Annotated in this window: 16 protein-coding genes and 1 tRNA gene; 3 read left to right on the top strand and 14 right to left on the bottom strand. The window is 39.7% G+C overall.

Annotation, left to right across the window (positions count from 1 at the left end):
* Positions 1-4: 4 nt before the first annotated feature.
* The 3 genes from Q4567_RS06660 to Q4567_RS06650 form a co-directional block, all read right to left on the bottom strand.
* Entirely contained in the window at positions 5-1,132 is a 1,128-nt protein-coding gene (locus tag Q4567_RS06660) for an exonuclease SbcCD subunit D (RefSeq protein WP_303499834.1), read from the bottom strand.
* A 130-nt stretch (positions 1,133-1,262) separates the two neighbouring features.
* Positions 1,263-3,110 carry a DUF885 family protein gene (locus tag Q4567_RS06655; RefSeq protein ID WP_303499833.1) on the bottom strand — a complete coding sequence of 616 codons (1,848 nt, stop codon included), beginning with the start codon at positions 3,108-3,110 and terminating at the stop codon, positions 1,263-1,265.
* Between the two features lie 127 nt (positions 3,111-3,237).
* Complete coding sequence (locus Q4567_RS06650) at positions 3,238-4,572, bottom strand: M24 family metallopeptidase (RefSeq protein ID WP_303499994.1); 1,335 nt, start codon at positions 4,570-4,572, stop codon at positions 3,238-3,240.
* A gap of 164 nt (positions 4,573-4,736) precedes the next feature.
* Here Q4567_RS06650 and ansA point away from each other — a divergent pair, with 164 nt between their 5' ends.
* Positions 4,737-5,750: an asparaginase gene (gene ansA, locus Q4567_RS06645; protein ID WP_303499832.1), complete on the top strand. Its 1,014-nt coding sequence runs from the start codon at positions 4,737-4,739 to the stop codon at positions 5,748-5,750.
* Positions 5,751-5,775: 25 nt separating this feature from the next.
* Here ansA and Q4567_RS06640 read toward each other — a convergent pair whose 3' ends face one another.
* From Q4567_RS06640 to malQ, 10 genes are all read right to left on the bottom strand, one after another.
* On the bottom strand, positions 5,776-8,586 hold the full coding sequence (locus tag Q4567_RS06640; RefSeq protein ID WP_303499830.1) for a DUF349 domain-containing protein: 2,811 nt from the start codon (positions 8,584-8,586) through the stop codon (positions 5,776-5,778).
* A complete protein-coding gene (locus Q4567_RS06635; RefSeq protein ID WP_216046465.1) occupies positions 8,576-8,857 on the bottom strand; it encodes a YeaC family protein in 282 nt (93 codons plus the stop codon). Before Q4567_RS06635 ends, Q4567_RS06640 begins: the two co-directional genes overlap by 11 nt.
* A complete protein-coding gene (locus tag Q4567_RS06630; RefSeq protein ID WP_216046464.1) occupies positions 8,857-9,183 on the bottom strand; it encodes a hypothetical protein in 327 nt (108 codons plus the stop codon). Before Q4567_RS06630 ends, Q4567_RS06635 begins: the two co-directional genes overlap by 1 nt.
* Before the next feature lie 85 nt (positions 9,184-9,268).
* The gene (locus tag Q4567_RS06625) at positions 9,269-10,942 is read right to left on the bottom strand and encodes a sodium:alanine symporter family protein (protein ID WP_216046463.1); all 1,674 of its coding nucleotides are present in this window, start codon (positions 10,940-10,942) and stop codon (positions 9,269-9,271) included.
* Between the two features lie 64 nt (positions 10,943-11,006).
* Complete coding sequence (locus tag Q4567_RS06620; RefSeq protein ID WP_303499993.1) at positions 11,007-12,134, bottom strand: M14-type cytosolic carboxypeptidase; 1,128 nt, start codon at positions 12,132-12,134, stop codon at positions 11,007-11,009.
* A 218-nt stretch (positions 12,135-12,352) separates the two neighbouring features.
* A complete protein-coding gene (locus Q4567_RS06615) occupies positions 12,353-13,798 on the bottom strand; it encodes a glyceraldehyde-3-phosphate dehydrogenase (RefSeq protein WP_303499829.1) in 1,446 nt (481 codons plus the stop codon).
* A 247-nt stretch (positions 13,799-14,045) separates the two neighbouring features.
* On the bottom strand, positions 14,046-14,438 hold the full coding sequence (msrB, locus tag Q4567_RS06610; protein WP_216046461.1) for a peptide-methionine (R)-S-oxide reductase MsrB: 393 nt from the start codon (positions 14,436-14,438) through the stop codon (positions 14,046-14,048).
* Positions 14,439-14,468: 30 nt separating this feature from the next.
* The gene (gene glgX, locus Q4567_RS06605) at positions 14,469-16,544 is read right to left on the bottom strand and encodes a glycogen debranching protein GlgX (protein WP_216046460.1); all 2,076 of its coding nucleotides are present in this window, start codon (positions 16,542-16,544) and stop codon (positions 14,469-14,471) included.
* 4 nt (positions 16,545-16,548) lie between these two features.
* Complete coding sequence (gene glgB, locus Q4567_RS06600; RefSeq protein ID WP_303499826.1) at positions 16,549-18,732, bottom strand: 1,4-alpha-glucan branching protein GlgB; 2,184 nt, start codon at positions 18,730-18,732, stop codon at positions 16,549-16,551.
* Positions 18,733-18,805: 73 nt separating this feature from the next.
* Positions 18,806-21,001 (bottom strand): 4-alpha-glucanotransferase, encoded by a 2,196-nt coding sequence (malQ, locus tag Q4567_RS06595; RefSeq protein ID WP_303499824.1) that lies wholly within the window; start codon positions 20,999-21,001, stop codon positions 18,806-18,808.
* Positions 21,002-21,452: 451 nt separating this feature from the next.
* Between malQ and gap the strand changes: the two genes are divergently transcribed.
* Positions 21,453-22,448: a type I glyceraldehyde-3-phosphate dehydrogenase gene (gene gap, locus Q4567_RS06590; protein WP_216046457.1), complete on the top strand. Its 996-nt coding sequence runs from the start codon at positions 21,453-21,455 to the stop codon at positions 22,446-22,448.
* 151 nt (positions 22,449-22,599) lie between these two features.
* Positions 22,600-23,442, top strand: a complete 843-nt coding sequence (locus tag Q4567_RS06585) for a D-hexose-6-phosphate mutarotase (RefSeq protein WP_303499823.1) — start codon at positions 22,600-22,602, stop codon at positions 23,440-23,442.
* Between the two features lie 132 nt (positions 23,443-23,574).
* Here Q4567_RS06585 and Q4567_RS06580 read toward each other — a convergent pair.
* Positions 23,575-23,651, bottom strand: a tRNA-Asp gene (locus Q4567_RS06580).

The following is a 23,651-nucleotide window of genomic DNA, read 5'->3' as shown; positions in this document are numbered from 1 at the left end:
GTCCCTATTTGGTTAATCGATTAATTAGTTCGGAGACCAATTTATCTTGATCCTCTGACATGGCTTGGCCGGCAATTTGCAAATAGAAATCTCGAAACATATCCAGCTCCCCTTGCTTTAACGACTCTTGATTTAATTGTGTTGAGTTGGTTTCTAGCATGCCAGGTTTTTCAAGGTGCAACACATTGGGGTACACCTCTCTTAACTTACCCATGGGATCTAAGATTGCGTGCTTATCTGTTAGCCTAACTAAAAGATAATCGTCATTGTTGGGGTCGACTTTACCTTGTCCTAAAATAGTGCTTAATTCATCTTCAATAATACGCATGTCTCTGAGTGGCTTAAGCGCTAGGTGTGTCATTGATACTGGCATTTCAGAGTCGAATTCAACAAGGGTTACACCTTTTTTCTGGTGCTGCTCTGAAAAACTATATTTCATGATCGAACCAGAGTAACGGATATGTTCTTTTCCTTTAAACTGCGGACTATACAGGTGCCCTAAGGCCACGTAATCAAAGTCGATACAAGGTTGATAACTCACTCGGTCTGCACCGCCTATTTGTAATGGTCGTTCAGAGTCAGATTCGCTGGCACCATCAATAAAACAATGGCTGATCAACACATTTTTTTGTTTGTCTGACATCACTTTTTTAATTTCTTCGACCAAGTAACTGTGAGCCTCATCATAACTGCTAACCTCCACATCAAAGGTATTTCTAACCATTGCTGGCTCACAATATGGAATACCGTAAAAAGCAACTTCAACCCCTTTTATATCAATGATAGTTGGCTGTGTAATCTGCTGTAAATCACCGATAATATGCAGGCCAGATTGTTTCATGTGTTTTGCGCCAAACCTGACTCTTTCAGCACTATCATGATTTCCTGGAATCAAAATAGTTGGAATTTTTAAATCTATACAGATAGTTGTAAGGACTTGATCAAGCAACTCTACTGCGTTAGCTGGCGGTAATGCACGATCATATATATCCCCAGCTATAATTAGCGCATCAACTTCTTGTTGTTTAATGTACTCGATCAACTGATTAAGCACATATTGTTGATCTTCAAGTAGAGAAACGTTGTGGAATTGACGGCCAATATGCCAGTCTGAGGTATGTAAAAACTTCACAAAAGTCCTTTAAAATTACGATATTGGAAATTATTAAGGGAAATAAAAAGGCGAGACCTAAGCCTCGCCTATCATACTAACTCATCGAAAGAGCGCTGAAAACGCTGTAAAGCTAGCAACCCTTATGTGATTAACTTTTTTGACTCTCGATCCAACGATCAATTTTTGCTTCAAGAATTGGCATAGGTAATGCGCCATCTATTAGCACTTGGGTATGGAACTTACGCACGTCGAACTTATCACCCAGTGCTGCTGAGGCTTTATTGCGTAACATCCGGATATGTCGTTGACCTATTTTGTAAGCGAGCGCTTGGCCGCCGATTGAAATATAACGTTCAACTTCTGCAACAACATCGCTTTTGGCCATAGATGAATTGGCTAACATGTAGGCGATGGCCTCCTCTCTAGTCCAGCCGAATGCATGTAATCCAGTGTCGACCACTAAACGCATAGCACGCAATTGTTCGTCGCTTAGTCGCCCGTACCACATATAAGGGTCAGTGAAGAGCCCTAACTCTTTACCTAAGCTTTCTGCGTATAACGCCCAACCTTCAGCAAACACAGTGTAACCACCAAATTTACGGAATTTTGGAAGGGATTCTACTTCTTGCTGAATCGCGATTTGGAAATGGTGCCCGGGTGCCGCTTCATGAATACTTAAGGTTTCTAGTGAAAACTTTGGTTGGCCTTTTAGATCACGGGTATTAATATAAAAAATCCCCGGTCTCGAGCCATCCGGTGCCGGAGGCATATAACTGGCTCCTGCTTCAGAAGCTTCCCTGTATGCCTCAACCGGTTTCACCACGTAATCCGCTTTAGGAAATACTTCAAACAGTAATGGTAGTCTTTCATTAATCTTTTCTTTTACTTCTGTATAACCATCAATGATCCCTTGCTTAGAATCGAAGTAAAATTGGTCATCTGTACGCAAAAACTCGAAAAATGCAGGTAAATCCCCTTCAAAGCCGACAGTTTCTTTTACTTTAATCATTTCTGATAAAATGCGAGCCACTTCTTGCTTGCCAAATTCATGTATTTCTTCAGCGGTTAAAGGTAATGTGGTATTCGTTTCGATTCGGTATTCATACCATTTTTTACCGTTAGGAAGTGCCGATAAGCCAACAGTATCACGGCCATTTTGCAGATATTCGCCTGCTACAAATTTTGCCACCTTGGCATATGCAGGAATAATGACTTGCTTAATAACGGCAATATATTCACTTTTTAATTTAGCTTTTTCATCTTCGGATATATTTTCATTATCCTCTAACGCGGCTACTGGGCCGTAAAAAACGCTTTTGCTAACATCATCTACAACATGAGCACTTAATTGCGGTATCAGCTTTTCAATAATTGGCTTGGGATGGACTACACCTTTTTTAATGCCTTCTTGCATAGTCGTAATTACGCTGTCCATGTAAGCAGAAAAGCCAACCGAGCGCTTCATAAAGTTACGATAATCTTGCGCGGTATTAAAAGGCTGTGCACTACTGCCTGAGCCTAACATTGCAAAATAACTATGTACGCCACCGAACTGACTTATTGGCATCAAGTGTTCAGGCAATTCAAACTCTCTGATACCTACTTCAAGATCCCGTTTAAATACTTCATAGCTCAATAAATCCTGACCACTCAATTTACTTGAATCGATAGTATTAACAGCCGCTAAATATTTCTTCTCAAAGGCTAAACGTTTAGCGAAAACAGCTTCCGTTAGCGGTTCATCAAATTGATCGTTATATTTAGTTTCGCCAACAAAAGTAGAATAAATCGGATTAAACGCCATACTTTCATTAAAGTAATTTTCAGTTAATTCTTGGATTTTTTTCGACTCAGCTAATTGAGTCATTTTTTCAGCCGCCACCTGATTACCCGTTGAGTTGTCCGTGCTGTTACCTGCACAACCCGCTAAAGCAATTGATATAGACATAGCGATCAGTGCTTGTTTTATCGCCATCGGCTTAATTCTAATTTTCATATTTTTTTCCTGTGTTAGTGCGTGTTTTTATTGTTAGATGTCAAGCATAACAAAGCACTTCGAGACTAGCTTGATAATATAAATCCTGTAACACTTTTTATTTCTAGAAAGTGTAATAAATCATGCTCTATTTAGGCTGAATTAGGTGGAGTTTTGTTTGCCGGCCATCTAGGTAATGCACTCCGCTACTATCAAAAAATGCATTTTCCTCTAACATAATCCGAATTTCCTTTTTCCATTCTGGAATAAAAGAAGCGGCATTCAATTCGATGGAGTAAGCGGTGTTGAGGTGCAAGGGATAATCACCTGTGACCGGTACACCACCTTGAGAATCCCACATCCCAAGAGTGGTTCCAGCTGCATGACCATGATAACCAATTGGGTGAGTATAAATTGAGGGTTTAATACCCTCAGCAATAGCTTGCTCTCTAGACATCTTTAGTACTTCATTTCCCGTTCGTCCTGGTTTGAAGTTATTGGTAAAAATATCTTGTAATCGATTAGCTTTTGTAAATGCCTTTTGCAGATAGTCAGGTGCATCCGTCTCACCTGGTTTTAACACATAAGCATGCTGTTGTTGATCAGAATGTAAACGCAAATAAACCAATCCGAAGTCCACGTGCAAAAGGTCACCCGCTTGAATAACCTGTTCCGCATTGCTAGCTGTAAAGGCTTTTAAATGGTCAAACTTCACTGTACTTGAGCGTTGAATTGAAACGGATGGATGAAACCAATTGGTTAATTTTAGTTCTCTGCTTTTTTCCCTTAACCACCAAACCACATCTTCCGTAGTTGTTTCTCCGGGAGTAATAACCTGATTGGAAAAAGCCTCAGCAATTAAGCGATGACCGATTTTAATTAAGCTTGGATACAATTCCATTTCTTTGCCGCTACGGGTTTCTAACCACGCGATGGCTAAATTTTGTGATGAAACCACTTTGTTGGATAGCTCGGAAGGTAAAGCGTCCATTAACTCTTGGTATTCTGTTGCACTCAGACCATCAGCTAAAGCAAAATGAGCAGATTTATTGAGGGCTATTTTTTGTGGATTTTTTTGTTTTATTAATTCCACAAGGCGTTGCCATTGGTTGGGTTGTTTTTCTTTATCCCATCCTTTTCTAAACATGCTATCGACGTCGTATCGACTTACTGCAAGACGCTCTACAGCTTGTCCATTTCCGGGATTAAACAGCACCAAAATAGTTCTGCGTCTAGCCGATAGCCAGGTTGCTGGTAACATGGTTTTTAACACTGGATCTTCGTTATACTCCCTAGATATCAAAATCCACATGTCGATCCCTTCCCGCTCCATCAACTTGGGAAGCGTTCGCTCAAGACGATCTTTGAGTATGTCATCTATTAATGCCGCACGTTCGCGCATACTCAACACTTCTTCTGAGTGGGAAGTCGCTGCAAACAAAGTGCTTACTAGAATTATCGTTAATAAAGTAACTGTCTTTATATTAATCAAAATTTGTCCTTTGCTTTTGAAAAACTACCCTCTTTAGATAGTTAACTCGTTATCATCATTTTTGTAAATACTCAGTGAAATTACAACAATATATCGTCAATAAGAGAATATTTCAGGTTAGAATGTCGGCATTGCATTAATAGACATAAAAAATAATGACTCACACTAAAAAACGAATTTACGTGGCCTATACTGGCGGCACAATTGGTATGCGCCCTTCATCCCATGGTTATGTTCCAGTCTCTGGTTTTTTGACCGAGACCCTTAATAATATGCCTGAATTTCATCGCCCTGAGATGCCCGAATTTACGATTCAGGAGTATCAAAGTCTAATCGATTCTTCAGACATGAGCCCCCATGATTGGCAAAACATCGCCGATGATATCAGTGCTAACTATGCCGACTATGATGGTTTTATTATCTTGCATGGTACTGATACGATGGCATATACGGCTTCAGCGCTATCCTTCATGTTAGAAGACTTAGGTAAACCAGTGATTGTGACAGGCTCGCAAATTCCCCTTGCTGAATTGCGTTCAGACGGTCAAGTAAACCTGTTAAATGCCCTTTACATCGCGGCTAACTACCCTATTTCCGAAGTATCATTATATTTCAATAACCGTCTGTTTCGTGGAAATCGTAGTCGCAAAGTTGACGCTGATGGTTTTGACGCTTTTGGCTCACCAAATTATCCAGAACTACTTAGAGCGGGAATCGATATCGAACTTATTGCTGGGAAAATCAGCCAAGACAGCCAAAAAGTAATGAAGGTCAGCCCTGTAAATGCACAACCCATAGGTGTAGTAACCTTGTATCCGGGGATCAGTGCAGAAGTCATTAGAAACACCTTACAGCAACCAGTCAAAGCGTTAATTTTATTGAGTTATGGTGTCGGTAATGCACCGCAAAACCCGGCGTTGTTAGCACAACTCAAAGAAGCCCAGCAGAACAATATTATTGTACTAAATTGCACACAATGTTTTAGTGGTAAAGTGAACATGAGTGGCTATGCAAACGGTCATGTATTGCGTGAAGTTGGAGTGGTGTCTGGACATGATATGACACCAGAAGCAGCATTAGCGAAACTACATTATCTGCTCAGTAAAGAGCTTCCAGTGGAAGAAATAAAACGTCAATTAATAACAAATTTGCGCGGTGAATTAAGTTAATTCACCGGCCAATTTTTGCATTTAATTAATTGATAAAGTGAGATTTTACCCGTTCGAGTAACTGCCGATCTTTATCACTCGCCTCTGCAGCTAATTTCCCTTGTTGAATAAACTGTAATAGTAATGTGTCTTTATCTAGCTGTTCACCGTGTTGTAACTTATCGGTCATCATTTGTAACTGCAGATTTTTACGCAATTGATAATCCTCTTTTGGACTTTCTTCAGATCCAAGAATCTCCAACAAAACTGCAATTTGGTTACGGTTAAAATCAGTCACTTTATCACTAAGGTAAGCTTGTCTCCATGCTTGGGGTAACTGCTCTACTAAGTCTTTAGTTTCTTGCTCACTGATTGAGCCGCCTAACAATTCGAATACGGTATCTAACATTCGGCGCTGCTTATCACTAGTCACCGATCGTTTTTTGCTGGCGAGTTGTTTCTCAATTTTGATTAATTTACTGCTAAGCGACTTTAAGACCTGTTCATTATCATCAAGACTGGCTTTAAATTGCTGCAATTGTTCAATTACTTTCTCAATAGCAGATAAACTGTCGGCACCATCTGCTCCTTGTTGAATCACCTGCAAAGCAACTTCAGCTTCTTCAATGCCTTTTTGCAATGCTTGTTTATTGTTGTTTTGAATGTCATTGCGTTTTGCAAATAACTGGTCATTAACATGTCTAAATTGTTTCCATAATAAAGCGTCTTGTTTGCGACCAGCATTACCGATTTCTTTCCACTGATGTTGCAGCTTTTTGGCTTGCTCAATTGCTTCATTAATATCTTCATGGGTAAGCAACACCTGCGCTTTGCTAATTAGCATTTGCTTAGATTCTGCGTTGTCATGGTGGAATTGCTGAATTTGCGTTTTTAGTGGTTTGAGTGCATTTGAATATGCCTCATTGATTGTATCTAAAATCTTATAATCCACTTTACCAATACACTTCCACTGCTGTTGAATTTGACTGACTTCTTCCGCTATTGCACTGACTGATTTCTCTTCAGTTTGCAATAATTTGCAGCGCTCGATTAATGCTAACTTTTGCAGTTCATTGTCTTTGCGTTGAGACTCCATCTCAGCGAAATGTATGCGGCAAGGTTCAAATGCTTTTTCAATCGCCATATCAAAGGCTTTGTTAAGAATAGTGTCCGCCTCTGAGTCTGTATTGCCGAGACTATTCCAAGCACTTCTTAGGCGTTTAACCTCCGCGACTTGTTGTTCAACAGGCAATGGATGCAAAGCAATAGTTTCGGCTTCTTTGAGCACTGCAGGTTTACGAGGTTGAGCAATGTACTGCTGCCAATCTTTTAGATTTTCAACTTGTTCTTTAATTGCTTGGAGTTGACGGCTAACAAAATGTTGATTGCGTTCAGGAAGTTGCTCATACCAACTTGTGACTTTTTCATACAAGCCCATTGCAGCATTATATTTACCTTGGGAAATCAGTCCGTCGATGGCTCTTAACTTGGCTTTACAGCGATTTTCGTTCTGTTTAACATCATCTAAAAGCTTTTTTAATCCCGCGTTAAACGCTTTACGGCAATCCTGCCACTCAACTTCAAGTTCCTTAGGCCAACCTGAACCGTAAGGCGCAGACAACGCTTTCCAATATGATGTTTGCTCAGTTAAATACTCTTTAGAGGCACTAATCTGGCTTATATCTGTAGGCGGCTTGAGACGTTTAAATTGCTCAATAAACTCTTTACCAAGAGTCACCGCTTTTTTAAATTCAGGCAAACGTTCTAAGGTTGAACGGCATTGAATAATTTGTGAAGAAATAGATTCCCAAATTCGTTTTAGTGCAATATCGTGAGATAGTTCAGGAAATATTATAGTTAATTGTTGCTGACAATCTTGCAACGCATGTTCATAAGCTTCCACAGCCCCAAGAGTTACCTTTTCCACATCTTGTGACAACTCTTTATTCGCTTCAGCTAAAATTAAATCCACTTTTTGTGCAATTTTTTCTAGCTGTGCATTAAGCGCTTTAAATTGCTCTGCTGCTTCGAACTTGGGTGCTAATTGTTGAATTAAGCCGGTGATTTTGTGGCTAATTTCGTCGAAGCGCGTATTTAATTGCTCTTTTGTTTCGTCTTTTAAACAAGCAAAATCTTGTTGCAGAGCAGTAAATGAATCCGTCAGTTCTCGGTTTTGTTGTTTGATTAATGCATAGTCAGATTTATCTTTTAACGCCAATAAACGAGACAGTACTAATTTTGCGTCTTTCTCAATTTCTAAGGGCTTGAGTTTTGCTTCTTCGATTTTTTGAAGCTTACTGGTAATCGCGTCTTTTACTCCACTAAAAGCCGTTCTTTTTAACGCTTTATTTAGAGTAGCCTCATCATCTATCAATGCCAATAAACTCAGTTGTACCTTTTCATTATTGCTATTGATAAATTGTTGTTTGGTGACATGGGGCTTATTTAGCTTGTTTAATACCTTGAGCAATAAACCAGACTCATCATTTTTAACCGATGGTAATTGCAGCAGCTTTTCCAACAATGAATTACTTTTGCATTCAGCAATAAATCTTTGTCTTTCCTGATCGGTGATCAACAAATCACCTTGTTCAAACAAAGCATTTTCCACTGTGATCTGTGCCCGTTTCTTAACCCGTTCAGACTTGGCTGTTTCAGCCATTTTACACCACAGCGCGAAACTATTTAGTCGCGTTAAAGCAGCCAAACTTACATTTGGATCTTCGTCATTAAAGGCGAGCTCGTGTAATTGAGTCTTATGTTGAGATTCTTCTGGGATTAAGTTTGCAATTGCTTGGATTCTAACTTGCGGATTAGGATCCTGATATTTGGGTCGAAAAAAGTGTTTAAAAATCATCCTGCTTGAACCGTGCTATGCTGCTTTGTGGAGCAAACTGCTCTTTAAGTTGTTGACGGCTTTTATGATTAATTTGGCCATCAGCATTTAACGTCATATGTTGATCAAGTTTTAAAACTTTAACCTGATACATCATAACCGCTTGCATGCTGCTCTCTCGTTGGCTTTCTGTCAAGGGCAAACCATCAAGCCATTTTCCCGTTTCCACTGCTTGTAGCAGCTTTTCATAGGTATCTTTTGTCATTGACGACACTAACGCATCTATACTCACTAATTAGCTCGCTTTATAAAAATTAATCGAATTCGATTGACCACGTACCAAACAAAACCAGTAACGGAAACGGCAATCGCCATAGTATGTTGCAGGTCACCGGGTTGCGCCCCACCCCAATACATAAAACCAAAGCCAGCCACAAACATCAACATCGCCAGCAAAGACTGATTTTGAATACTGTGTTGTTTCTTAAATTTGTTTAAATTCTTTTTTCGTAACAGATCTTCAGCAGATGCATCGCCCACCGGAAAATCACAATGGGAACAAGTATCCGCTTTATCGGAAATTTTCTTATTGCACGAAGGGCAGTCTATCAGTGCCATATTTATACTCCAAATACAAAACGTTGACGGTAGTTTTACCTCCGTCAACGCTACACAAATCGATTATTGCTTATATTTTACTAAATCAGGATTTATTTTCTTTATTAAATCTTTCCCAATAATCCTTAACCGAACTTTTCATCTCTTTACTGAGCATTAAAATACCAAACAAGTTCGGTAAAGTCATGACAACGATAGCGACACTTGCCAATGTCCAAACTAACTCAGTGTCTGAAAATGAAGCCCAAACAAAACCGGCAACATAAACCACTCGGTATGGCATTACTGAGCGCGGCCCGAGTAAATAAGTCATTGCCCTATCACCATAATAAGACCACGCGATGGCAGTCGAAAAGGCAAACAACAATAGTCCAACAGAAACTATGTATTGGCCAAAATCACCGAAAAAGCCTTTAGTAAATGCAATAGTGGTTAAACGCGCCGAGTGTACCAAAGATTTCCCGGTTAAAATCAAGTTTTCTTTTACAATGCTGCCATCCACTATTTTGACTGAGCCGGTGAATAAATCTTCGTTTCCACCCACGGTAAACATCACATCTTCAGCCAAAGAACGAGCATGAATAATCGTAAAACCACTACTCACCGCTTTGCCAGATACAACTTGAATATCACCATTGTATTTTTCAACGCTTGAACTACCGATATTATTTAAATAGTGGTACAAGTTTTCTCTGTCTTGTGGATCTTCCTCAGAGTAACTACCTGCGACTATTTCTAAACTGGAGCGTTCGAATTGGTTGATATGTTTATCTTTCCAAACACCAGAAGATAAAATAACGAGACCGGTCAAAGTACAAATAACGATAGTATCGATAAACGGCTCTAATATTGAAACCATACCTTCAGACACAGGCTCTTTGGTTTTTGCTGCCGCGTGAGCGATGGGAGCTGAACCTTGACCCGCTTCATTGGAGAATAAACCACGATTCACACCTCGGTTAAATGCATACGCAATAGAAGCGCCTAAGAAGCCTCCCGTTGCTGCTGAACCGGTAAACAAATCTGAGAATATTGACGTAAATGAAGGTCCGATATTTTCTAAATTGGCGAAGATTACGGCTAAAGCTCCGATTAAATAAATCAGCGCCATAAAAGGCACAATTTTAGATGTAACCGCTGCTATACGTTGAATTCCACCTAAGATGACTAACGCAAGTAGAATCCCTAGTACACTACCAACAATCCAAGGTTCAAAGCCGAAGGTCTCTTCAATACTAGTGGCAATACCATTACTTTGCGGTAAATTACCTGTACCGAAAGAACTGATTACCGTTGCAATCGCAAATGCCACCGCTAACCACTTCATATTGAGACGTTTATCCATGTAATACATGGGGCCTCCAGCCATAGTGCCATCTTCGGTTTTTTCGCGATATTTATGAGAAAGGGTCACTTCAACAAATTTGGTAGTCATACCAAAAAATGCAGTCGCCCACATCCAAAACAATGCTGCTGGTCCACCGAGGAAAATAGCAAATGCTACACCACTAATATTTCCGGTACCGACAGTACCGGATAAAGCTGTAGTTAAGGCTCTAAAATGACTGGTATCACCGGGAGAATCATCACTATCAAACTTACCGGTAACCACTTTCCACGCATGCTTAAAATAACGTATTTGCGGAAAACCTAGAAAAATTGTAAAAAACAGACCTGTTCCCAACAAGATAAATGGAAACAGAGCATTGCCCCCTAAAAAACTATCTAATAGCTTTAAAAAATCATGAAAAACTTCCAAACGACTCCCCTTTTTTTATTGTTATATCGTGTTTAATACAAGTTTCTAATTGTGTTTTATTTCACTAACGTAAATCATCAATCACAGCATTCACGACTACGAGTAAATCTTCACCTAACTGTTTGCATCTTTCTGGAGACCAGCCATAAGCCGCATCTGGCAAAAGCGCATTATCTTTAAATGGCATTTCCAAGGTATAAGCTAAACAATCATATAATTGTCCAACCGCATTAGTCGCCACTGTCATATTACCTTCACCAGGTGCATCTTTGTCGTAACCAAACTCATCTTGGAATTCCGGTGTGACCGTTAAAAAAGCTGACTTAAACGCATTTTCTAACTTTTCGATTCTTTTACTGTAGCCGGGATTTCCTTCAGCACCGGCGACAAAATTATAAGGTAACGATTCGTCTCCATGAATATCTAAAAACAGATCTACCCCTGTCTCACGCATTTTCTGCATAACCAAAAAGACTTCAGGGCTTTTTTCTAAACTAGGAGATTGCCATTCTCTATTCAGGTTTGTGCCAACTGCATTAGTGCGCAAATGACCACGAACGGAACCGTCTGGGTTCATGTTAGGCACAACGTAAAATATTGCTTTGTCTAGCAATCTTCTGGCCACTCCGTCATCAGGATCGAAAAGACGCGTTAATAGCCCTTCAATTAACCATTCAGCCATGGTTTCGCCGGGATGTTGTCTTGCTGTTATCCAAACTACGGGTTTTTCTTCTTCGGCTTGCCCTATTTCTAACACTGACATGTCGCGACCATCCAATGTTTCACCTAAATGGTGCAATTGACAATCGTCATTCACTTGGGCGTTAGCTAATAAATCTAAATGTCGTTCGTAACTGTAGGGTGCAAAGTAAGCAAAGTAAGTGTGTTTATGCTCTGGGGTGAAGGAAATAGTTAGATTGTCACCATCAAAGACACTGTCGACTCTAAACCATTCCTGTCGGTCGTAAGACGCTACAGCTTGATAACCTTCCCACCCTTCAGGATAGGCAGATTTAGCCAAGTCACTAATTTTAATCTTATGCTCTAAAAAGGGAGTGGAATCTAATTTAAAATGAAACCATTGATAAAATTCAGACTGGTTGTCATTTCTTATTTGTAATTCGATTTGTTTTGGATTTTCTCCGTTGATTACGACGATATTGCCAGAATCAAAATTGCTGCTTATATTCACATTCAGACTCACTGATATTTTAACCGACATCAATCTATCATAATCTGATAAAAAATGGGTTAGGCTGAACCACTAATTTAGATAAAAAAATCAAATTGGCTCATAAATATAAATAACTAAAAGAGAAGTATTTCGCGCGGGGATATCGAGTAAAACAGCTTGCCGCCCTAATCAAATGGACTTTCTGACCAAAACGGCAAATCTGTGTATTTAATTTTTTAAGCTGGAATTGTTGGGTAAGTTAAACCTGCCATAGCTTGCACTACGCGCATAACCTGACAACTATATCCAAACTCATTATCATACCAAACATATAAGGTAGCACGATTACCTGCAACGATAGTGGCTTGCGAATCAACCACTGATGCTGCTCGTGAACCAACTAAGTCAGTAGATACAATTTCAATAGATGAAGTAAAATCTACCTGGTGTTGCAATGAAGAAAACAATGAAAGGTCGCGCAAGAAATTATTCATTTCCTCTTTATCTGTCGACTTATTCAAATTTAAATTCAAAATAGCTAGAGATACATTTGGCGTTGGTACACGTATCGCGTTGCCGGTTAATTTACCTTCTAACTTCGGATAGGCTTTGGATACGGCTTTTGCTGCGCCTGTTTCCGTAATAACCATATTTAATGCGGCACTGCGACCACGTCGCTCTGCTTTGTGGAAATTATCGATTAGGTTTTGGTCATTGGTAAATGAGTGAACCGTTTCAACATGACCGTTTTCAATACCAAACTGCTCATCTAAGGCTTTTAATACTGGTGTAATAGCGTTAGTTGTACAACTAGCGGCCGACAGAATAGTATCGTCGCTGGTAATATCACTATGGTTTACACCGTAAACAATATTTTTAACGTCGCCTTTTCCTGGTGCGGTCAAAATAGCCTTTTTAGTGCCTTTCGCTTTTAGGTGTAGACCTAAACCGTCGCGGTCACGCCAAATACCCGTATTATCAATGACAATGGCATCTTTTATACCAAATTGAGTGTAATCAACACTGTCTGGGGAGTCTGCGTAAATAACTTGAATAAATGAACCATTCGCCTTTATAGCATTGCGTTCGTGGTCAACTGTTATGCTGCCACTAAATGGACCATGAACAGAATCTCTGCGTAGTAAGCTGGCACGCTTTTCTAAATCACCGTCTTTTCCGCCACGAACGACAATGGCTTTTAGGCGTAACTTATTGTTTTTACCTTGACGCTCAATAAGCAATCGAGCCAACAGTCTTCCAATTCGACCGAAGCCGTATAAAACCACGTCTTGAACTGGGTGATTATCTTGCTTTCCTGCAATAGTAACTAGCTGTTCATCTAAGTAGGACTTGATGTCCATATCTTTAAATTTATCATCGTGATGATATGCGTAAGCTAATTTACCTAAATCAATGTGTGCAGGTGCTAATTGAAGCTTGCTCATTTCTTCTAGAATTGGCCAACTTTCTCTTAGTCGAAGTTTATCACCTGTATGACGTCTAACTTTACGGTGAGATTTTATAATGTCGATAGCGCTGGCACCTAACATAGGTCTTCCAAAAATCGAGATTTCAACAGCGCTGTCACGATATAATTTACCAAGTACAGGCTGCATCAATTCAGCGTATTCTTGACGCTCTTGCCAACTGCCCATGAGTTCCTGTTCAAACTGCTGATTCATTCTTTACTACCCTAATTTGTTAATAGCATCAAAAAACGCGGGTATTCTAAAGGTAGTTATGCATATCACCAAACTGGTATAAAGTTTCAATTTTTAGACAAAATAGTAATGAAAGCAGGTATTGAATGTAATTTTACCTCATAAATTTCCGTTATGAAGGAGAACAACGCCTTATGCAGGAAATTAGCTAGGAATTCCTGTAAAAATATTACAAAAATTATTTCTAACTATTTTAAAAAACTGCGATTTATTCCGCTTTTTCAGGTGAAAACTTAACGGAAATTGAATTGACGCAATAACGTTGGCCTGTAGGTGCTGGGCCATCGGGGAAAACATGTCCTAGGTGAGCTTCACAATTTTTGCACACTATTTCAATTCGTTGCATACCCAATGAATTGTCTTCATGGAACGCCACATTGTCATGTTTAGTGTGTGCGGAAAAAGACGGCCAACCACAACCTGAATCAAATTTATCTTCAGATGAAAAAAGAATACTGCCACAACAAGTACAGGTGTAGTCCCCAGTATCTTTATTATGCAGCAATTCCCCAGTAAAGGGTCTTTCAGTGCCTTTTTGTCGGCATACTCTATATTCTTCTTCGGTTAACTTTTCACGCCATTGCTCATCGGTTAATTTCATCGAAATCTCCAAAGTAGAATTTAATACTGATTAATTACAGCTTCGTTTAAATACAGTAACACTTCGATAGGCTTGCAGGAATACATTCGATATTTTGGTTTTAGGTTGTAACGACGGCTTCTTGTATCGTGTATCAAGTTCTAACGTCCAAATTCCGCTTGGTAGTTGAAAACGAACATCATGATCGTAGGTATTAAAAATTAATAACAAATGTTCGTCTGTATGTTTGGGGCATCCTTTCAATTCAACCGCAAAAGATTGTTTATGGGGATCTTGCCAATCCGAATCCAATTTATTTTCACCATCGGGTCGATACCAATTCACTTCATCAACGTTGTGATGAAGATTGTACTCGTCATCCTTTAAAGACAAGTCGGTTAAAATGATGCTGCTTTTTCGCAATGCAATCACTTGTTTACAGAATGCCAAAAAGTCTTGTTGTGACTCGTTTAATTGCCACTGTGACCAATTTACCTCGTTATCCTGACAGTAGGCATTATTATTCCCTTGTTGTGTTCGACTCAGCTCATCGCCACCTAACACATGGGGAATGCCTTGGGAAAGTATTAAGGTCGCGAATAAATTACGCTTTTGTTTTTCGCGCAATGCATTGATATTTTCGTCCTTCGTTGGCCCCTCAACACCGTAATTAGCAGACAAGTTATGCCCATGACCATCTCGGTTATCTTCTAAATTGGCTTCGTTATGCCGACTCGAATAACAAACTAAATCATGTAACGTAAATCCGTCATGATAAGTCACATTATTCACTGACGAATGAATTGAGCGCCGACCTTTTGGGAATATATCTCTGGATCCTAATAAGCGGGTTGCAAATTCTCCGGTTAAACCGACATCACCACGCCAAAAACCTTTAACCGTATCTCTGAACTTGTCGTTAACTTCTTGCCAGTTAGCAGGAAACTCTCCCAAACGGTAGCCACCATGGCCAATATCCCAGGGTTCTGCTATCAACTTAACGCCAGCCAAAATAGGATCTTGACGCAGTGTCGTTAAAAAGCCTGAAGTGCTTGAAAATTCATAAGGATCTCGCCCTAACCCAGCGGCCAAATCAAATCTAAAGCCATCCACGCCCATATAACTAACCCAATACCGCAATGCATCCATCGCCATCTTCATGACATAAGGTGAAGCCGTATTGACACTATTGCCGCATCCAGAATAATTGACGTAATGCTCGAAATTCCTAAGATCGTGTTCATCTTTCTCAAACAGATAAAAAGACGCATTATCAAATCCCTTAAACGACAATACTTGGCCATCAAAGCCCCCTTCCGCGGTGTGGTTAAATACCACGTCCAAAATAACCTCTAATCCCGCTTCATGGTATTTTTCCACTAAGGTTTTGAATTCAGCAATAGGGTCATCAATGGCATAGCGCATCTCAGGGCAGAAATAATTAATTGGGTTGTAACCCCAATAATTTGTCAGTCCTTTTTCAGTGATATAAGGCTCTGGCATAAACGCCATAACGGGTAAAAATTGTACAGCCGTCACCCCCAACTCTTTTAAATGCTGAATAATTGCTGGTTGGCAAGCACCAAGATACGTGCCTCTGAGGTTTTCAGGAACATCGGGATGGAGTTTTGTCAGGCCCTTAACATGGGCTTCGTATATGATAGTTTCGCTTAACGGAGTGCGAGGTCTTTGATGGTCGTCGGTTAAAGGCGGATTATTTTCAGCGACAACCACGCACTTTGGCATCATTAAAGCGCTATCACCTTCATACTTTTTGCGGTTCCAATGTAGCGCGCGATTTAATTGCTTTGCGTAAGGGTCGATCAATAATTTTTCTGGATGGAAACAGTTACCATTACAGGGTTTGTTCTCGCCTTGGGTGCGATAGCCATATAACTGGCCGGCTGAAACACCTTCAATATGGCCATGCCATACTTCACCAGTTTTTGCTTTCAATTCAAAATATTCTATTGGTTCTTCAGTGTCTTGCTTAAAAAGACAAAGCAACACTTGTTGAGCATTTGGACTGTGGACTGCAAAATTACAGCCCGTTTCTGTTAAAGTCGCACCTAAAGGAAGGCATTCACCTTCGGTTACTGAAAAACCATGTTGTTTTGAATTAGCCAAATTTTCACTCTGTTATTTGTAACATCAATGTAGCCAAAGGAGGCATATTAATACAAATAGAATAAGGTTGATTATTCCATTTTACCGCTTCAGATTGTACATTTTTAAGTACCTTGTAACCACTACCCCAATATTTTTTGTCGTCAGAATTAAGTATTAAATGGTATTCACCTTCTTCAGGAACCCCTACTCTAAATTCATCCCTTGGTACTGGCGTAAAGTTACTAACCGCAATCACCGTTTGCTGTCCATTTTTAGACTTTCTCAATAACGAAAGCATAGATTGCTCAGCATTCCCATGATCGATCCATGCAAACCCATCAGGATCATGATCACTTTCATATAGCGCAGGATAAGTGCGATATATGTTGTTTAGATCTCGATACAAAGATTGAATGCCTTTGTGTTTATCAAAATTAAGCAAATCCCATTGTAATGAAGCGTCATGATTCCATTCAGAACTTTGCCCAATTTCATTGCCCATAAAATTCAATTTTTTACCTGGGTGTGCATACATAAAGCCAGCATAGCATCTCAGATTGGCGGCTTGCTGCCATTCGTCACCAGGCATCTTTCTAAGTAATGCCCCTTTACCATGCACCACTTCATCGTGGGAGATAGGTAGAACAAAGCTCTCACTAAAGGAATAAACCATGCTGAAGGTTATTTCACCATGATGATAACGTCGGTAGGAAGGGTCTTTACTGATGTAATGCAACGAATCGTGCATCCACCCCATGTTCCATTTAAATCCAAAACCTAAACCACCTTCGAATACGGGTTTAGACACTTTAGGAAACGAAGTCGACTCTTCGGCGATGGTCATTGCCCGAGGGAACTTCTCATAAACGGCTTTATTCATCCATTGCAAAAAGCTGATCGCTTCGTAATTTTCGTTTCCGCCATCAACATTGGGGATCCATTCACCATCTTTACGGGAATAATCCAAGTACAACATAGATGCTACAGCATCTACACGCAGTCCATCAATGTGGAAATGTTCTATCCAAAACAATGCGTTGGCCACCAAAAATTGACGCACAGTATCTTTACCAAAGTCATAGATACAAGAGTTCCAATCTGGATGCCAGCCTTTACGCGGATCTTCGTACTCGTAAACATGAGTACCATCGAAACGAGCTAATCCGTGACCATCTTCGGGGAAATGCGCCGGTACCCAATCGATTATAATGCCAATACCATTTTGATGGCATTTATCTACGAAAAATTTAAAGTCGTCGGGATCGCCAAATCGACTAGTGGGTGAAAACAAGCCTACAGGTTGATATCCCCAAGAGCCATCGAACGGAAACTCAGAAATCGGCAATACTTCCAGATGAGTATATCCCATGTCTTTCACATAAGGGATAAGGTCATCGACCAATTCGCGGTAACTTAAATAGGTTTTATCTGGATCAGTTGGTCGCTTCCAGGAACCTAGATGCACCTCATAAATACTCATTGGCTGTAAGTATTTATCTGCTTTTGATTGCTCTATCCATTCAGCGTCATTCCATTGATAATCATTTTGATTAAATATAATTGATGCGTGAGATGGATACTGTTCAGCACTAAAACCCACAGGATCAGCTTTGTGAGGCAGTTGATTGCCATTCGCATCTTTAATTTGATATTTATATCGTTGGCCGGCAGATAAACCTGGAATAATTAAAACCCAATAACCCATTGACGTTTTTTGCATCGGATGGCAACTGCCATTCCAATAGTTAAAATCACCAATAACAGATACAGCCTTAGCGTTAGGCGCAAAGACCGCAAATCGAGTTGCCTCTATTTTTTTATCCAGTCCAACGTCTAAAGATATTAACTGTGCCCCCAATTGCTGATACACATTTTCAGGGGCATGATCAACATAGTGCACCGCATGGAATGCTTGTTCTTGAAACTGATAAGGGTCTATAAGGTCATAGGTAGTTTCTTTAGTTTCCACTTTCAAACCATAAACCAAATCTTCTTTGACCTTTTTAAACTGACCACAAAACAAATCTGTTTTGTTTTTTCGCTTTAGCTTGCCAACGTTTTTTCCAGAATCTAAGTCAAACACACTGACATTTTTTGCTCCGGGTAACCAAACATTAAATTGGGTTATTTCTTCAATGGTTTTTTTACCTAAAAATTCAAATGGTTCAGTACAATTAGCTTGCTTTAATTCTTCTTCTATTAACATTGATTCGCCTTATGGGTTAACGTCAGTTCAAAATATAGAACCTTAACCGTTTAAGTAAAGTATAATTACAGAATTACTTTGCGTTGTCTCTAGCCTTCGTTAGCTTTTTCGCTAAAAGCACAATATCGGGATCAGAGAATATTTGCTCTAAATCCTGATTTAGTTTGCGCTTCCAGTTTGGATATTCTTTGAAAGTACCAGGTATGTTGACAGGTTTATCCATTTGTAACCAGTCTTCAAGTTGCAAACTGAGTAATGCGCTAGACCCAGTTGCCATATGCACCTGCATGTCATAGTTTAACTCTTTGCTCATACCAAGATGATCTACTTGACGATCCATCCATTCGGGAATGGCATGATGTCCATGCAGACTATTCAAGATTTGCTGCTTATTACTGTGTCTACTGGTATACAGCCCCGACAATATTTCCTCAGTAGGATACAACCCCAGTTCTTTGCCAAGTTCTAAATCGTGACAATGCCAATATCCCGACAACGTTGGCATATCATGGGTGGTTAATGTTGACATAGATTGAACCGGATAATCTGATGGAGAATAAAAACCGCCGTCTTTAGCTTGTTCAAAAAAGAACACACGGTAAGAGTAAACACCGTTATCAGCTAATTTACTGCGGATTTCTTCAGGTACGGTTCCTAAGTCCTCACCAATGACTAAACTTTGATGACGCTGGCTTTCAAGGGCTAAGATACCTAATAAATCATCTACAGGATAATAAACATAGCCGCCATCTTTTGCATTGTCACCTTTTGCTACCCACCACAAACGAAGTAACGCCATCACGTGATCAATTCTTAACGCTCCGGCAGACCTCATATTTGAATCAAACAAATCAATAATAGGTTGATATTGCTGATGATAGAGTTTCTCTGGATCCATTGGAGGCAAGCCCCAGTTTTGTCCTAACGGACCAAGCACATCAGGCGGCGCGCCTACGCTAGCATCTGTGCAATACAAATCTTTATTTCCCCATATCTCTGCGCTGCCTTCACTCACACCAACAGCCAAATCACGATAAATACCAATAGACATGTTATTTTGTGTTGCGACTTGATTAGCTGCTTCTAGTTGCAGCGCGGCTTGCCATTGCAAAAACAAGTAAAATTTGACACGTTTTGCATTCTTTTTAACAAATTTAGATACCGCTGGCGACTGAAAATCAGCATATTCTTTGGGAAAAACAGGCCATCCCCAAGAGGGTTTTCCTTGGTTAGCCAAGTGCTCTTGCAAAGCATCATATGTGGCTAACATTTGCAGACTATCCCCCCCCTCTTTCACAAACTGTTTAAAGGCTTTATTCTGCTTAGTATTTTTACTTAAAAAGTGGCTATTTTGATTATCAAATACACGCTCAAGGGCACCTAATTTTAATTGAGTGACCGCTTCGTAATCCACATATTCCAAACTGCGCACATGATCTAGGCGCGATTGAAATTCTGCATTATTCACCAATTCTTGTACATCTGGACAGTTATAACCATCAATAGCTGTCACATCTAGATATATAAAATTAAGCCAACGTCTGGAAGAAGGTCCATAAGGGCTGCACGCATCTGGATTTGCTGGATAAAGTGCATGAATAGGATTCAAACCAATAAACTGTGCACCGTTTTTAGCAGCAGACGCAATCAATTGAGCCAAATCAGAGAAGTCTCCAACGCCCCAGTTATTTTCGCTTCGAAGGCAGTAAAGCTGTACGCTTAACCCCCAGACTTTGCGGCCATCTAGAATCGATTGAGGATGATAACAAGAAGAAGGTGCCATTATCATTCGCATTGCTGCAATCTGATCACCGTCATCCGCCAACAGTTTGAGTTGATGGTAACCTAGTGGTAAAGAATGATTTAGTTTAATTAGGTATTCTTGAAACTCTATATCTTCAATAATAGTCGCGTTGATTAAATCACCATCTATAGGTACAAACTTTTGTTGTAATGTACTTTTGTCTTCACAATCGATGGCGATGACAAAGTCATCATTAACTAATTCTATTGGAAGCCTAACCGTAATAAATAACTCATCCGTATCACGATTTACTTGAACTGGATTAAGTGGAGACATCCAAATTTGTTGAAACTCTGTTTCTACCTGAGCGATTAACGATTCCTCGTCATCAACTTGGTAACCCATGGCGCTCAATAATTTGCGTTTACTTTGTTGTTTAACTATTTCGGGTTTGCCCCATGCATCAATGTAGTTCGATTCTACACCTTTTATATCTACAAGCTTGTCGATAAGAGGAGAAGTCATGCCGCTTTGTGTCCTATTAATATAGTACTTTGACGAGTTTTAAGAATAGCCTCGTCTCATATAAAACTGAAATTTTACTTAATAAGTGGTAAATGTGCGTTGATATATTGTCAATTTTTTCATTTACTACCTAAGTAGCGAATTTAAAGACTCACCATCATGCTTGATTAAATCCCTATTCATTGATCTTCAAAGACTATTAAATAGAACTTCGTTTCTCAAGTCTATATGAAGTTAACAGACCAACAAGGTACTAATTTTACCCCACAGACTCTGTTATGATGGTGTCTACATTATCCGTCATAATGTTAATAAATCGTTATTGAATACGTTTGCAGTGAATATATCGTAATAAAACAACAAATTTCAGGGTTTTTTTTGCCTTATAGGCAATTATGATCCATAATTTTTGTAATTATCTTACAACCAAATGTGAAATTGAGGAACCTTCATGGCAATCAAAATTGGAATTAATGGCTTTGGCCGAATTGGACGGTTTGTATTTAGAGCTGCATGCGAACGCTCTGATATTGAAGTTGTAGCAATAAATGATCTTCTAGATCCTGATTATATGGCTTATATGCTTCAGTATGATTCTACGCACGGAAAATTTAATGGCACTGTTGAAGTAGTTGACGGTCATCTAGTCGTAAATGGCAATACAGTACGTGTAACTTCAGAGCGTGATCCTGCTGACCTTAAATGGAATGAAGCGGATGTTGATGTGGTAGTGGAATGTACAGGTTTATTCCTTACCGATGAAACTGGACGTAAACATATACAAGCCGGCGCTAAAAAAGTGGTCTTTTCTGCACCGTCTAAAGATGCGACTCCTATGTTTGTTATGGGTGTTAATCATGAGACATACGCAGGTCAGGACATTGTTTCTAACGCCTCTTGTACAACCAATTGTTTAGCGCCATTAGCAAAAGTACTGAATGATAAGTTTGGTATTGTTGACGGTCTAATGACCACTGTTCACGCAACAACAGCTACGCAAAAAACGGTAGACGGTCCATCGCACAAAGATTGGCGTGGCGGACGTGGTGCAAGTCAAAATATTATCCCATCTTCAACTGGTGCTGCTAAAGCAGTGGGGAAAGTAATTCCTGCATTGAACGGTAAATTAACCGGAATGGCATTTAGAGTACCAGTGGCTGATGTTTCAGTAGTTGATTTGACAGTTAATTTAGAAAAGCCAGCTACTTACGATGAAATTTGTGCCGCAATGAAAGAAGCTTCTGAAGGTGAACTAGCCGGAATTTTAGGTTACACCGAAGATGCAGTGGTATCGCAAGACTTTATTGGCGATGTTAGAACATCTATTTTTGATGCTAAAGCCGGTATTGCTCTAACCGACACTTTTGTAAAAGTCGTTTCATGGTACGACAATGAAATTGGCTACTCCAATAAAGTGCTTGATTTAGTGGCTCACATCAGTAAATAAGTTTAATAAAATTTTTAAACGTAATAAAGCGACCTTATGGTCGCTTTTTTTATGTTATTCCAATCTACTTTAGTTAATAATTCTTATAGATCATATTATTACCCATCCCAAGGGTATTAATAATTACAATGTTTAAAATAGGTATTTGAGTATGAACACACCATCTAGTATCTCGACCAGTAAAAGAGGTGAGAACGATATATTGGAAATCAACAATGATTTTGCGAAAGCGACAATTTCTTTATTTGGTGGGCATATTCTAAGTTACATTCCCAAAACAGATAATATAGACAGACTTTGGGTCAGCGACGCTGCGATATTTGATAACAAAACAGCAATACGAGGTGGGATTCCAGTATGCTGGCCTTGGTTTGGCGATGGGCATAAACAAAATAGAGATGACCTGCCCGCTCATGGATTTGTCCGCAACCAAATTTGGTCTTTGGACTCAGCCGAAGAAAATGACCAGGGTACACAATTGGTATTGACGCCCAAATCCACACAAGGGCCTGGATGGGCATTTAAAACCACTTTAAAACTCAAGGTTACTGTGGGTAAAACCTTGGTGCTAGAATTGATTACACGCAACATGGACGCTGAAGATATTCATCTTGGGTGTGCACTACATACGTATTTTAGTGTGAACGATATTGATGGGGTAACGCTAGCCGGATTAAGCGGTCCCTATTTAGACAAAACTCAAAACTATGAACAATTTGAAACACCAGAAACCTACCGAATAAAAGAAGAAACCGATCGTGTCCATTTACATCCAGCGGTATTGGTTGAAATCAACAATGGCCATCATATCAGCGTACGTTCAACAGGACACGACAGTATTGTAGTTTGGAACCCTTGGAAAGATAACTGCCTAAGGATGAAAGACATGCAGCCGGATAGCTATGAAACCATGATTTGTGTTGAAACAGCTATTACACAAGGCAAAATACTTAAAAGCAAAGAAGAAGTTATTATCAAGCAGCAAATAATTTAACTAACAGACTGGTAAGTAATGTTGTTGCTAAAAGGATTTGAGACTAAAACGGATTTAATATTAGAAAGGATTGTTCTTAGGTTTAATTGTGCTTAGATGTGATTGTAACTAGATGTCTAGTGTTGTTTTAAATGGCGGAGTGGACGGGACTCGAACCCGCGACCCCCGGCGTGACAGGCCGGTATTCTAACCAACTGAACTACCACTCC

Source organism: Aliiglaciecola sp. 2_MG-2023 (assembly GCF_030548145.1).
In the GTDB taxonomy this organism is placed as follows: Bacteria; Pseudomonadota; Gammaproteobacteria; order Enterobacterales; family Alteromonadaceae; genus Aliiglaciecola; species Aliiglaciecola lipolytica_A.
Note: the sequence above shows the minus strand (reverse complement) of the source record. Positions and strands in the feature narration are given on the sequence as shown.